The following is a 12,969-nucleotide window of genomic DNA, read 5'->3' as shown; positions in this document are numbered from 1 at the left end:
GACGGGTGCCGCGCCGGTCGCCCCGCGTCGCGCTGCGCGTTTGCTCGCCCGCCTGCGTCCCGTCGCCACGTCGCACTTCTGGCGCCGCCCGCTGGACTGGTGGTCCCGCTCGCTCCCGCTGCGCGTCACCTCGACCGTCTTCCTCGCCTCGGTGGTCGTGCTGGTGCTCGGCGGGTTCCTGCTGATGCAGCAGGCCACGGCCGGCGTGCTCAACGGCAAGCAGGACAGCGCCGCGAACGAGGCCCGCCAGGCCGTGAACAGCGCGCAGGCCCAGCTGAACGCGACCGACCTCTCGGGCGAGGTCAACGTCGACAAGCTGCTCCTCGACCTGGTCAAGGGCTTCGCGACGCGCTCCGGCGGCGGCGAGCAGTACCAGGTGATCGTCTCCGCCCGCGGCCGGACGCTCACCTCGGGCGACGTCACGGCGGAGAGCATCCCGGCCGAGCTGCGGACCCAGGTCGAGGCGAGCCCCGACCTGCTGATGACGCCGACCGAGGTGGTCTACGACGACGGAAGGCCGCCCGTCGCGGGCCTGGCCGCCGGCTCCGCCCTGACGCTGCCGGGCACGGGGCGCTACGCGATCTTCCTGGTCTTCCCGCTGACCCAGGAGGTCAGCACGCTCGAGGTGCTGCGCTACGCCGTCGTCAGCACCGGCGCGGTGCTCGTCATCATGCTCACCTTCATCGCCGCGCTGGTCGCGCGGCAGGTCGTCGTGCCCGTCCGTGACGCCCGACGGGCCGCCGAGAACCTCGCCTCGGGCAACCTGCACGACCGGATGCGGGTGCGCGGGCAGGACGACCTCGCGCGGCTGGCGACGTCGATGAACGACATGGCCGCGGAGATGGAGAAGCAGATCACGACGCTGTCGGAGCTGTCGCAGGTGCAGCAGCGCTTCGTGTCCGACGTCTCGCACGAGCTACGCACGCCGCTCACGACCGTCCGGATGGCCGCGGAGGTGCTGCACGACGCCCGCGACGACTTCGACCCGGTGTCGGCCCGCTCCGCGGAGCTGCTGCAGAACGAGCTCGACCGCTTCGAGTCGCTCCTGAACGACCTGCTGGAGATCTCCCGCTTCGACGCCGGGGCGGTGGAGCTGACCGCCGCGCCGATCGACCTGCGCAGCGTCATCGACCGCGTCCTGGAGGCGCAGGAGGCGCTGATCCGCGCGTACGGGGTGACGGTCACCGTGCACACCACCGGGGACACGACCGCCGAGGTCGACCCGCGGCGCATCGAGCGGATCCTGCGCAACCTCATGACCAACGCGATCGAGCACAGCGAGGGACGCCCCGTCGACGTCCTGCTGGCCGGCGACGACGCCGCCGTGGCGGCGGCGGTGCGCGACCACGGCATCGGCTTCGAGGCCAACCAGGCCAAGCAGGTGTTCCTGCGGTTCTGGCGCGCCGACCCCGCTCGCGCCCGGACCGTCGGCGGCACCGGCCTCGGGCTGGCGATCTCCATGGAGGACGCGAACCTGCACGGCGGCTGGCTCACCGCCTGGGGCCGCCCGGGGCTCGGGGCCCAGTTCCGCCTGACCGTGCCCCGCCGGGCCGGGGGCGTGCTGGAGACGTCCCCGCTGCCGATGGTGCCGCGCGACCTGCCCGTGCCGCCGCTGCCGAGCGCCGACGACGAGCCGCCGGAGGAGATCCCGATCGCGGAGGGCGCGCTGCAGGTGGGCAGCGAGGTGCTCGCCGGCGGCGGGCACCCGCTCGGACGGAGCCCGCTGTGATGGGCGCGAACGGCGGTCGTCCAGCGGGCCTCGGCCTGGGCCGGGTGGGCAGCGCCGGCCGTCGGCGGACGGGTTCGGCGGGTCTGCTCGTGGTGCTCGTGGTGCTGCTCGCCGGATGCGTGACGGTGCCGACGACCGGGCGGATCGAGCGGCTCGAGGGCCAGCAGCAGAGCTGCCAGAACTGCGTGAACGTCGAGGTCGCCCCGCCCGCCCCCGGCGACGACCCCCAGCAGGTGGTCGACGGGTTCCTGCGGGCCAACGGCCAGTACCAGCCCACCTACAGCGTGGCCCGGCAGTACCTCACGCGCGAGTCCGCGCAGTCGTGGAAGCCCGAGGCGGGCGTCACGGTCTACGACGGCACGACGGTGCTCGACGCCGACGAGGTCACCCTCGGCGGCCGGGTCGTGGGCAAGGTGGCGGGGGACCGGGCGTACACGGCGAGCGACACGACGCTCGCCCAGCGCTTCACGCTGGTCAAGCAGGACGGCGAGTGGCGCATCGACAAGCCGCCGGACGGGCTGCTCGTGGCGGACTACGCGTTCGCGCAGTTCTACTCCTCGTACGACCTGTTCTTCGTCGCCGACGGCCGCCCCAGCAACCAGCCCGGGGCCGTGCAGAGCCCGGTGCTGGTGCCGGACCCGGTCTACCTGCCGAAGTTCCGGAGCGCGGACCAGGTGGCGTCGGCGCTGGTCAAGGCGCTCGTGAGCGGCCCGACGTCCTGGCTGGCCCCGTCCGTGACGACGGCGATCCCGCCGGGCACGACGCTCAGCGTGGACTCGGTGACCATCACCGACGGCGTCGCGTCGGTGTCCCTCAGCGACACGGTCCTCTCGCTGCCGGACACGCAGCGCTCGCTGCTGGCCGCCCAGATCGTGCACACGCTCAACGAGGCGGTCGCCATCCGTGGCGTCGCCCTCTCGGTCAACCAGCAGGGGTTCCGGGTGCCGGAGAGCGACCCGACGACGCTCGTCGTGCCGACCACCTCGATCCCGACGCAGCTCGACCCCGTCAGCCCGAACGCGGGCAACCAGCTCTACGTGGTCCGCGAGGGCAAGGTCGCGCTCGCCGACGCCGCGACCGGGGACCTGCGCCCCTTCGCGGGCGACCTCGGGCCCGACCCGGTGCGGTCGCTGGCGGTCTCGGTGACCGACACCGACCTCGCCGCGGTCACCCGGGGCGGGACGACGCTCGTCTCGACGACCACCGCCGCCGCCGGTGCCCGGGCCCGCACGGTGCTGTCGGGCGTCGAGGGCCTCGTGCGACCGCAGTTCACCCGGTTCGGGGAGCTGTGGGCCCTGGGGCGGCAGGACGGCAAGCAGCAGCTGTGGCGGATCGTCGACGGCAAGGCCCAGCGGGTGTCGGCGCCCGAGCTCGAGGGACGCGAGATCACCGCGTTCAGGTTCGCCCCGGACGGCGTCCGGATCGCCTTCGTCGAGAAGGACGGCTCGTCGTCCCGGCTCGCGGTCGCCCGCGTGAACCGGGGTGACCGGGTGGACATCCAGGGCCTGCGCGAGCTGGACACTACGCAGACCGAGACGCCGCAGCTCAAGCACATCCGCGACGTCGGCTGGATCGACGCCACGCACCTCCTCGTGCTCGGGTCCGCGACGGCCAAGGACACCGCCGGTCCGTACGCGGTGAGCGAGGACGCCTCGACGATCACCGACCAGGGGGAGGCGCTCTCCTGGGACCCGGTCGAGGTCGCCGTGCTCCTGCGCACCCAGTCCGCGATCGTGCGGAGCAGCAACTCCCAGACGTGGCGGGACCAGGGGACGACGTGGGCCCCGTTCATCGGCGACGTGCAGGCGGTGGCCTACCCGGGCTGAGGTCTCTCTCTGCTCTCTCTGCTCGCGGCTCTCTGCTCGGTCCGTCGCGGGCGGTCGTGCTCCGGCCGGTCGTCCACAGGGCGTGTCGCGACCAGCCTCGCCCGTCCACAGGTGCCGGCCAGGACGGCACGAATCGGCGCCTCGTCATGAAGATGCCGGCATGGGTGCTGCACAGGGTTCGGGAGGCTGGAGAGCCGCTGCGGGGGACCTCCTCGTCGGAGCGAGCTGCCACGGCTGCGGGGACCCCGCCTGGACGCTGTGCGACGACTGCCGGACGGCGCTCGCCGCCAGCCCGGCGCGACCGACCTGGCCCGAGCCCTGCCCGGCGGGGTTCCCACGGACCTGGACGGCCGGCACGTACGACGCCCTCGCGCGCGGGCTGGTGAGCGCACACAAGGAACGTTCCGCGCTCGGGCTGACCCGGGTCCTGGGGGAGCGGCTCGCCCTCGCGGTGCTCGCCCTGCTCGACGAGACCGGGGCGTTGCCGCTCGGCGCAGACGGCCGGCCCGTGCTGCTGGTTCCGGTTCCGTCAGCGCGGCGGGCCGTGCGGGAACGTGGGTTCGACGCCGGGCTGGCGCTGGCCCGAGCGGCGGCAGCACGACTGCCGGGCGCCCGCGCCGGTCCGCTGCTCGTCCCCGCGCGGCGGGTGGCGGACCAGAGCGGTCTCGGGGCGGAGGAGCGGCAGGCGAACCTGGCCGGGGCGTTCCGGGTACGCCGCTCGCTCCCGCCGCCGCTCGGTCGGAGCTTGCGGGTGTCAGGGCGACACGCCCCGTGGATCGTCGTGGTCGACGACGTGGTGACGAGCGGGGCGAGCCTCAGCGAGGCCGCTCGGGCGCTGCGAGTGGGCGGCGTGGACGTCCTCGGGGCTGCGACCGTGGCCGCCACGATGCGTCGTACGCCACCACGCGCGGCTGCCCGTGGTCGTCCGCGTGGAGCAGCGGGCGTCGAGCGCCCCGCCCTGCCACAGCCTGGACAGGGGGTCTAACGTCTGTTCATGGCGCCCCTGCTCAGCTCGGAACGGAACGGACCTCGCGGTCCGGCCGACCGGGAGGATGCAGGGGCTTCGTGGCGTCCGGCACCGTGGCCGGCCCGCACCCCCGTGCGGGTTCGCCCAGCCGTCGCCAGTCCGTGACCCCGAGGGAAGGCGAAGAAGTGATGGATGTTGTCGTCAAGAGCCGGCACTGCTCGGTCGCCGACGAGTTCCGAGCCGTGGTCGAGGAAAAGCTCGCGCGGCTCGAGAAGCTCGACGACCGCGTGATCCGGGTCGAGGTCGAGGTGACCGAGGAACGCAACAAGCGCCAGCACGACCAGGCCCACTGCGTCGAGATCACCCTCCGCAGCCGCGGTCCCGTCGTCCGGGCCGAAGCGGCCAGCACCGACAAGGTCGCCGCCCTCGACATGGCGCTCGACCGGATCATGGCCCAGCTGCGCAAGGCGGCGGACCGCAAGAAGGTCCACCGCGGCCAGCACACCCCGCAGTCCCTCCACGAGGCGGCTGCGATGCCTCTCGACCTATCGGTGGCCCAGGACGACGCAGAGAGCGAGGCCGAGAGCGACACCCGGGTCGTCGCCGGCATGCAGGTGCAGGGCGACGGGCCTCTCGTCGTGCGGGAGAAGACCCACACCGCCGGGCCCATGACCCTCGACCAGGCCCTCCACGCCATGGAGCTCGTGGGTCACGACTTCTTCCTCTACATCGACGCGGACCACGAACTGCCGAGCGTCGTCTACCGGCGGCACGGCTACGACTACGGCGTCATCCGGCTGGAGACCACCTCCGAAGGCGCCGTCGCCGCGGTGGGCTGACCCGCCGCGCTGAGCTCGAGCCGCGCGCCCCGACCAGAGCCTGGCTCTGGTCGGGGTCCGCGTGTTCGCTCGCTTGCGAGGGTGGACCTTGGCGCCTGTCAGGAGGCGATCAGCCGCTGCCGAACCGCTCGCGTACCTCCGGCCCCGGACGTCACGGCCCCGGATGTCACGGCCCCGTATGGCACGGCTCCGGATGTCTTGGCCCCCGATGTCTAGGTCCCACGCAGCGTTGCTCCTCGCCGGCCGGTCCGGCCTGGACGAACTGGCAGCTCCGCCTGCGGGTGCGACGACCGACGGGCTCGACCCTTGCGCCGGCCAAAGCTGGCGCCGAATGCGAAGAGCCTGTGACCCAGGCGGCCATGGCCTGGTCACTGCCGACGGCAGTTCTCTCCGTCACCCCTCTCTGGACCGTCTGACGCCTTCCGCGCCGGCCGAGGCCGACCCCGAACCCTCCGAACGCGCCCGAGCACGCTCCCTTCACGTCCGCAGCACCCGTCTGAGCGCGCCGATCCTGGTGTTGCGCAGCGGTCTCTGGTCCGGGTCGATCCACCTCGGCGGCACCCAGGCGGGCAGCCCGTCGACCATCAGGCACGTCCAGCCCCGACCCGCGAAGTTGTGGTGGTGCCACGCGCACAGCAGCGTCAGGTTCTCGAGGTCCGTCGCGCCGCCGTCCACCCAGGCGGTGATGTGGTGGCGTTCGCACCACTCCGGTGGCCGGTCGCAGCCGGGGAAGCTGCACCCGCCGTCCCTGGCGACCAGCGCCATCGTCTGACCCGGCGTGGCCAATCGCTGGGTCCGGCCCAGCTGGAGGACCACGCCGGTCGGGCTCACCACGGTGGGGTAGATCTCGGCCTCGTCCGTCAGGTCGACGACCGTCTCGCCGGACAGGACGGTGCCGTCGCTGCTCACGCCCCACCTCCGGCGCGCGACGACGTCGCCCTCGGGGATCGTGACGATCACGGTCGCCGGGGTGCCGCCCGCGTCGGGCAGGGTGCCCGAGCGGAGCAGCCGGTCGCAGACCTCTTCCAACGCGTCGTGGGTCCGCTGCCCGTGGTGGCGCGGATCGTCCTGCTGGACCTCACGCCCGTCCTCCAGCACCACCGTCGCCAGCCGCGGCTTCGCCAGTGGACCCAGGACGGCTCGCAGCTTCGCCCCGACCGGCCCGGTCAAGCGACCTTCCACCGACCACATCCCGTCGCGCAGCCGACGGAACGCCAGGTGCCGCCGGTCCACGTTCAGCAACTCCTGCGGCCGGGTGCCGTCGGGATCGATCCGGTCCACCACCTGCTGGGCCGCCAGCCGCAGGTCAGGCGGCGCCAGGGTCCGGGTGAACCCGGCCAGCAGCTCCTCGGCCGTCTCGAGGTCGGCCGGGTCGAACCCCCGGTGGTCGACCGTGCCGAGCGCCCGAAGGCAGACGTCGAGCTGCTCGGGGCTGGCCTCGCCCGCCCGCTGCACCTCCGCCAGCGCGGGCCGCAGGGGCAGCAGCACCTCGCCGGTCATGGCCACGCGCTCGCTCAGCGCCTCCGCCGCCCGCACGCGACGGGTGGCTTCACCGCGCGAGAGCCGTAGCAGCCAGGACAGCAGCGCGGCCGTGCTCGGCTGCCCGACCGCGTGAGCGGTGGCGCGCCTCTCGAGCTCATGGACCAGTTGGTGGTCCACCAGCGCGCTGCGGTTGCGCACCTGCTCGAACCGCCGGGCGAAGCTCAGCAGGCCTACCTGGTTGAGCCCGTCGAGACCGGCGCCCTCGACCGCCGCGACCAGGAGGTCCTGGGCGGCGGCGAAGGCGTCGAGAGCGTGCTCGACCGCCGCCGCCTCCCGCTCCTCGACCACCCCGATGACCATGACCTGAACCTACGAGGAGCCACTGACACTTATCGAACACCTGTTCTACTCGACCAGGACGGACCACACCTGGCCGCAACCGAACCTGTCAGGGGAGCCCGCTAGCGTTCCCCAGGTGCCACCCGAACGTCTGAGCCCGGCCCAGGCCCGACGGGTCGCGCTGGCCGCGCAGGGGTTCGGGCGGCCGGCGCTGACCCGCCCGGTCGGGATGCGCGACGTGGTCGGGCTGACCCACCGTCTCGGCCAGTTCCAGATCGACTCGATCAACGTCGTCACGCGCGCCCACTTCGTCCCCACCTTCTCCCGCCTCGGCCCGTACGACCCGGCGCTGCTCGAGCGGGCCGCCTTCCGTGCGCCGCGGCGGCTCTTCGAGTACTGGGGGCACGCCGCGAGCCTGCTCGACGTCGACCTCGAGCCGATGCTGCGCTTCCGGATGAGCGAGGGCGCGCACGCGTGGGGCGGAGTGGACGCCGTGGCGCGGGCCAACCCGGAGCTGGTCGACCTCGTCCGCACCGAGATCGCCGATCGCGGGCCGCTGAGCGCTCGGCAGCTCGAGGTCGAGCACGGCCAGGACGCGCGCGAGCGCGACCACTGGGGCTGGAACTGGTCGGCGGTCAAGACGGTCCTCGAATGGCTCTTCTACGTCGGCGAGGTCAGCTCGGCGAGGCGCAACAGCCAGTTCGAGCGCGTCTACGACCTGCCCGAACGCGTCCTGCCCGCCGCGGTCCGGGCGCAGCCCACGCCGACCGTCGCCGACTCCGTCCGGGGCCTCGTCCGACGAGCGGCCGTCGCGCTCGGCGTCGCGACCGAACCCGCCCTGCGCGACTACTTCCGTACGCGCCCGGCCGCGACGCAGCAGGCCGTCGCCGAGCTGGTCGAGTCGGGCGAGCTGCTGCCCGTCGCGGTGGGGGACCAGACCCGCCCCTGGTACCTGTGGCACGAGGCCCGGCTGCCGCGCAAGGTCCACGCCCGCGCGCTGCTGAGCCCCTTCGACTCCCTGGTCTTCGAGCGCGCCCGGCTCGAGGCCCTGTTCGGCTTCTTCTACCGCATCGAGATCTACGTGCCCGGCCCCCGCCGCGTGCACGGCTACTACGTCTACCCGTTCCTGCTCGGCGACCGTTTCGTCGCACGGGTGGACCTCAAGGCCGACCGGGCGCACGGGGTCCTGCGCGTCCTCTCGGCCTGGGTCGAGGACGGCGCCGACCCCTGGGAGACCGCGGCCGAGCTGGCCGCCGAGCTCGCGTCCATGGCGGCGTGGCAGGGGTTGTCGGCCGTCGAGGTGCTGCCCAGGGGTGACCTCGCCGCCGCCCTCGAGGCCGCCGTCCGCGCGTCCTGACCACCGCCTCCTTGACTTTCCCCCAGGCCGCGGGTTTAGTGGCTGCACGTTCTTGTAAACGTTTACAAGAGGGCCGGACCAGCGAGGGGGCTGAGGTGATGGCGACGTTGATGGAGGTCGCGCGACGCGCCGGCGTCTCGATCGCGTCCGCGTCCCGTGCCCTCAACGGTGAGTCCGCGAGCCCCCGCACCGTCGAGCTCGTGACCGCCGCCGCGCGCGAGCTGGCGTACGTCCCGGACGCCCGCGCCCGCGGCCTCAAGCGCGGCTCGACGGGCCAGCTGGCCTTCGGCGTCGCGGACGTGGGCAACCACGTCTACGTCGAGATGATGCGCGCGGTCGAGGACGCCGTGCGTGCCGAGGGCTACCGGGTGCTCATCTCCTCGGTCGGCTCCACCGTCGAGACCGAGGTGGAGCTCCTCCGCAGCCTGGCCAGCGGCTACGTCGACGGGCTGATCATCAGCCCGCTGCGGGTGGACGACGAGCTGCTCGCCGAGCTCGCCCAGCTGCGCGTGCCGGTCGTCGTCGTCGGGCTGCTCCCGCAGCCCGGCGGCTTCGACAACGTCCGGGCCAACTCCGCCGCCGGCGTGGCGCTGGCCGTCGAGCACCTGCTGGAAACGGGCCGACGCCGCATCGGGTTCGTGAACGGTCCCGAGGACACGACCCCGGGGCGCGTGCGCGGCGAGGCGTTCGGCGCGGCCTGCGACCGGACCGGGGTGGTGGAGCGCCGCGCCGTCGCCTCCGACTTCACCTTCGCCGCCGGTCTCCTGGCGGCCCGCCAGCTGCTCGGCGCCGCCGCGGCAGCCGGTGAGCCGCTCGACGCCGTGGTGGCGGCGAACGACCTCATCGCCGCCGGGACCTACCACGCCGCCGCCGAGCAGGGGCTGACGATCCCGTCGGACCTGGCCGTCGTGGGGATGGACGACTCCGCCCTCGCCGCCCAGCTGCTCCCGACCCTGACCAGCGTCGACCTGGGCGCGGCGGTCCGCGGGCGGCACGCCGCCGAGCTGCTGCTGGCCCGGCTCCGCGAACCCGGCCGACCCGCGCAGAGCGTGGTCGTCGAACCCGCCCTGATCGTCCGCTCGTCCACGGCCGCGCCCGACGGCGCCGTGCCCTCCGTAGCCGCACCCGCCACCACAGCACCCGCCACCACAGCACCGTCCACCGCCGGACCGCCGTACGAAGCAGGGGACCCGACATGACCACCGTGACCCAGACACCACCGCCGGTGCCCCTGGCGCCGGCCGTGCCGCCGCCGTCGCGCCGCACCTCCCGGATGGTCGTCGCCCGGCGCAAGGAGGTGGCCGCGCTGGTCATCCCCTCGCTGATCCCGATCCTGATCTTCAGCGTCGCGCCGCTCGTGAACGGCGTCTACCTGGCCTTCACCGACGCCACGCTCTCGCGGAACTCGAGCAACGCGTTCACCGGGCTGGGGCAGTTCCGCAAGCTCTTCGGCGACCAGCTGTTCCTGGACTCGTTCAAGATCGGGATGATCTGGGCGTTCAGCGTGACGCTGCTGCAGCTGGCCGCCGGCCTCGGGCTCGCCCTCCTGCTGAACGCCAACCTGCGCTTCCAGGGCCTCACCCGCCTGCTCGCCCTGATCCCCTGGGCGATGCCGCCGGTGGTCGTGGCGATCATGTGGAAGATGCTCTACAACCCCAACTCCGGGCCGGTGAACGGGGTCGTCCGCCTGTTCGACCCCGCCTTCGCGCTGGACTGGTTGGGCAGCTTCGGCACCGCCCTGCCCGCCGCGATCGTCGTGGGCGTCTGGGTCGGCATGCCGCAGACCTCCATCACCCTGCTGGCCGGGCTGCAGCAGATCCCCGACGAGCTCGTCGAGGCGGCGGAGATGGACGGCGCCAGCACCTGGTCCTCGTTCGTGCACGTCACGCTGCCGGCGCTGCGACCGGTGATCACGTCGATCACCTCGCTCAACTTCATCTGGAACTTCAACTCCTTCGGGCTGGTCTACGTGCTCACCGAAGGAGGGCCGGGGGGCCAGACGATGCTGCCGATGCTCTTCGCCTACAACGAGGCGTTCAAGTACCGCGACATCGCGTACGCCGCCGCGATGGGCAACGTGATGGTCGTGGTCGTGGTGGTCCTGCTGGTGTTCTACCTCTGGACCCAGATCCGGACGGAGCGCGACTGATGGCCCTCACCCGGACCAGGCCCGTCACGCGCGGAGCCCAGTACGTCGCCCTCGTCGCCTACATGGTCTTCCTGGGCTTCCCGCTCTTCTACCTCCTGATGGCGTCGCTCAAGTCGACCCAGCAGCTCGCGTCGCTGGACGTCTGGATCTTCCCGCGCTCGCTGCACTGGGAGAACTTCAGCGAGGCGCTGGCCAGCCAGGGCATCGTGCGGGCGACCGCGAACACCGCGATCGTCTCCTTGATCACGACCGTCGTCGTGACCGCGGTGGCGCTGCCCGCCGCGTACGCGATGGCCCGGTTCCGCGGGCGGCTGCGGATGATCGGCACCGGCTACATCCTCGTCAGCCAGGTGTTCCCGGTGATCCTGATCATCATCCCGCTCTTCCTGATCCTGCGGACGATCAACCTCAACGACTCCCTGCTGGGGCTGACGCTGGTCTACGTCACGTTCTGCCTGCCGTTCGCGCTGTGGATGCTGCAGGGCTTCGTCGCGGCCATCCCGGTCTCGCTCGAGGAGGCCGCCGCGATGGACGGCGCGAGCCGCTTCACGATGCTCCGCACGGTCGTCTTCCCGCTGCTCGTGCCCGGAACCGTGGCGACCGCGATGTTCACCTTCGTCTCGGCCTGGAACGAGTTCTTCTTCGCGCTCGTGCTCCTGCAGAGCCCCGAGAACTTCACCCTGTCCCGCTCGCTCGCCCTGTTCGTCGGCGCGGAGGGCCAGGTGCGGCTCGGTCCGCTGGCCGCCGGCGCCGTCCTCGCCTCGATCCCCAGCCTCGTCTTCTTCGCCATCCTGCAGCGCCGCCTGACCGGCGGGCTGCTGTCCGGCGCCGTCAAGGGGTGACGTCACCTCCCGCCACTCCGCACCGCACCGCTCGACCCCGCTCCGCCGCACTCCCCACGACCCCACGAAGGAAGAAACCCATGAACCTCCGCCGCACCGCCGCCGCGGGTCTCGCCACGGTCCTGCTCGCCTCGCTCGCCGCCTGCGGTGGTGGGGGAGGGGGCGAGGGCTCGTCGGGCTCTGAGTCCGGCCCGGTCACGCTGAAGTTCCAGTCGCTGGCCTTCCTGCCCGCGACCCAGACGGCGACGAAGAAGATCGTCGACGACTTCAACGCGGCCAACCCCGACATCAAGGTCGACCTGGTGCAGGGGAGCTGGGACAACGTCCACGACCAGCTGGTCACCCAGTTCGCCGGCGGCACCGCGCCGGACATCATCCACGACGAGTCGGCCGACATGACCGGCTTCGCGCAGGGCGGCTACCTCGCGGACCTGGGCAGCGCGATGGATCCGGCCGTGAAGTCCTCGATCAGCCCCGGCGTCCTCGACGCCGTCACGGTCGACGGCAAGGTCATCGCGGCCCCGACCGTGCTGCAGTCCTACCTCGTCTTCGCCAACAAGAAGATGCTCGACGAGGCCGGCGCCACCGTGCCCACCGGCCCGACGATGACCTGGGACCAGTTCGCCGCCCTGGCCAAGCAGGTCCAGGCCAAGACCGGCGAGCCCGGGGTCGGCTGGGGCCTCAAGAGCCCGACGGCCTCCTTCATGAACCTGGCGCTCGGCTTCGGCGGCACCTACTTCGACGGCACCGGCAAGGACGCCACGATCAAGGTCGGCGACCCGGAGCTCGAGGTGCCGAAGCGGATCGCCGCCATGGCCGCCGACGGCAGCCTCGACAAGGCCACGCTCACCCAGTCCGGCAGCGACGTGCTCCCCGCCTGGTACGCGGGCAAGTTCGCCATAACCGTCCAGGGCTCGTACGCCGCCGGCTCCTTCGGCAGCGACGCGCCCAAGGGCTTCGACTGGGTGGCCCTGCCCGCCCTGGCCGGTAGCGCGGGCGCCGCGCAGGCGGCCAACCCGCAGACCCTCTCCGTCTCGGCGGACAGCAAGCACGTCGACGACGCGGCGAAGTTCATGAACTTCTACATGAAGGCCGAGAACCTGGCCTCCGTCGCCGAGGGCGAGACCCTCTACCCGGCCACGAAGGACGCGCAGCAGGCCGTGATCACCAAGACCGGCGGCAAGGACGGCTGGAAGCAGATCGTGGCCTCCGGCGACGCCCTGCAGAAGGCGCCGTTCCAGAGCGTCGACAACTACCCGCAGTGGAAGGACCAGATCGCCACCCCGGCGTTCCAGCAGTTCCTGGCGGGCAAGACGGACGCCGTCGGCCTCCAGAAGGCGCTCTCCGACGGCTGGGCCACCGTCAACCGCTGACGCCGCCGGCACGACCAGGCAGGGCGACCAGCCCTCTCGACAATCAGCACGACAGCCAGCAGCAGA

The 12,969-nt window shown here is 72.5% G+C and carries 10 protein-coding genes; 9 read left to right on the top strand and 1 reads right to left on the bottom strand.

The annotated features are described in order from the left end of the window. Positions 1–40: 40 nt before the first annotated feature. The 4 genes from mtrB to hpf all read left to right on the top strand — a co-directional run bounded on the left by mtrB (position 41) and on the right by hpf (position 5,361). On the top strand, positions 41–1,729 hold the full coding sequence (gene mtrB, locus ABD665_RS05235; RefSeq protein ID WP_204911917.1) for an MtrAB system histidine kinase MtrB: 1,689 nt from the start codon (positions 41–43) through the stop codon (positions 1,727–1,729). After that, positions 1,729–3,555 carry an LpqB family beta-propeller domain-containing protein gene (locus tag ABD665_RS05230; RefSeq protein WP_344741920.1) on the top strand — a complete coding sequence of 609 codons (1,827 nt, stop codon included), beginning with the start codon at positions 1,729–1,731 and terminating at the stop codon, positions 3,553–3,555. The genes mtrB and ABD665_RS05230 overlap by 1 nt, the downstream gene beginning before the upstream one ends. Before the next feature lie 160 nt (positions 3,556–3,715). Next, on the top strand, positions 3,716–4,540 hold the full coding sequence (locus tag ABD665_RS05225; protein WP_204911919.1) for a ComF family protein: 825 nt from the start codon (positions 3,716–3,718) through the stop codon (positions 4,538–4,540). Between the two features lie 170 nt (positions 4,541–4,710). Further along, positions 4,711–5,361 carry a ribosome hibernation-promoting factor, HPF/YfiA family gene (gene hpf / locus ABD665_RS05220; protein WP_204911920.1) on the top strand — a complete coding sequence of 217 codons (651 nt, stop codon included), beginning with the start codon at positions 4,711–4,713 and terminating at the stop codon, positions 5,359–5,361. Between the two features lie 477 nt (positions 5,362–5,838). Here hpf and ABD665_RS05215 read toward each other — a convergent pair whose 3' ends face one another. Next, positions 5,839–7,203, bottom strand: coding sequence for a DUF222 domain-containing protein (locus ABD665_RS05215; RefSeq protein WP_204911921.1), 1,365 nt, complete (start codon positions 7,201–7,203; stop codon positions 5,839–5,841). Positions 7,204–7,318: 115 nt separating this feature from the next. Between ABD665_RS05215 and ABD665_RS05210 the strand changes: the two genes are divergently transcribed. From ABD665_RS05210 to ABD665_RS05190, 5 genes are all read left to right on the top strand, one after another. Further along, positions 7,319–8,539, top strand: coding sequence for a winged helix-turn-helix domain-containing protein (locus ABD665_RS05210; RefSeq protein WP_344741329.1), 1,221 nt, complete (start codon positions 7,319–7,321; stop codon positions 8,537–8,539). A gap of 98 nt (positions 8,540–8,637) precedes the next feature. Beyond that, a complete protein-coding gene (locus ABD665_RS05205; protein WP_204914215.1) occupies positions 8,638–9,738 on the top strand; it encodes a substrate-binding domain-containing protein in 1,101 nt (366 codons plus the stop codon). Continuing rightward, positions 9,735–10,688, top strand: coding sequence for an ABC transporter permease subunit (locus ABD665_RS05200; RefSeq protein ID WP_204911922.1), 954 nt, complete (start codon positions 9,735–9,737; stop codon positions 10,686–10,688). The genes ABD665_RS05205 and ABD665_RS05200 overlap by 4 nt, the downstream gene beginning before the upstream one ends. Then, positions 10,688–11,530, top strand: a complete 843-nt coding sequence (locus ABD665_RS05195) for an ABC transporter permease subunit (protein ID WP_204911923.1) — start codon at positions 10,688–10,690, stop codon at positions 11,528–11,530. The genes ABD665_RS05200 and ABD665_RS05195 overlap by 1 nt, the downstream gene beginning before the upstream one ends. Positions 11,531–11,610: 80 nt before the next feature. Continuing rightward, positions 11,611–12,903 carry an extracellular solute-binding protein gene (locus ABD665_RS05190; RefSeq protein WP_204911924.1) on the top strand — a complete coding sequence of 431 codons (1,293 nt, stop codon included), beginning with the start codon at positions 11,611–11,613 and terminating at the stop codon, positions 12,901–12,903. Positions 12,904–12,969 lie beyond the last annotated feature (66 nt).

The organism is Microlunatus spumicola (assembly GCF_039536445.1).
Classification (GTDB): Bacteria; Actinomycetota; Actinomycetes; order Propionibacteriales; family Propionibacteriaceae; genus Microlunatus; species Microlunatus spumicola.
Note: the sequence above shows the minus strand (reverse complement) of the source record. Positions and strands in the feature narration are given on the sequence as shown.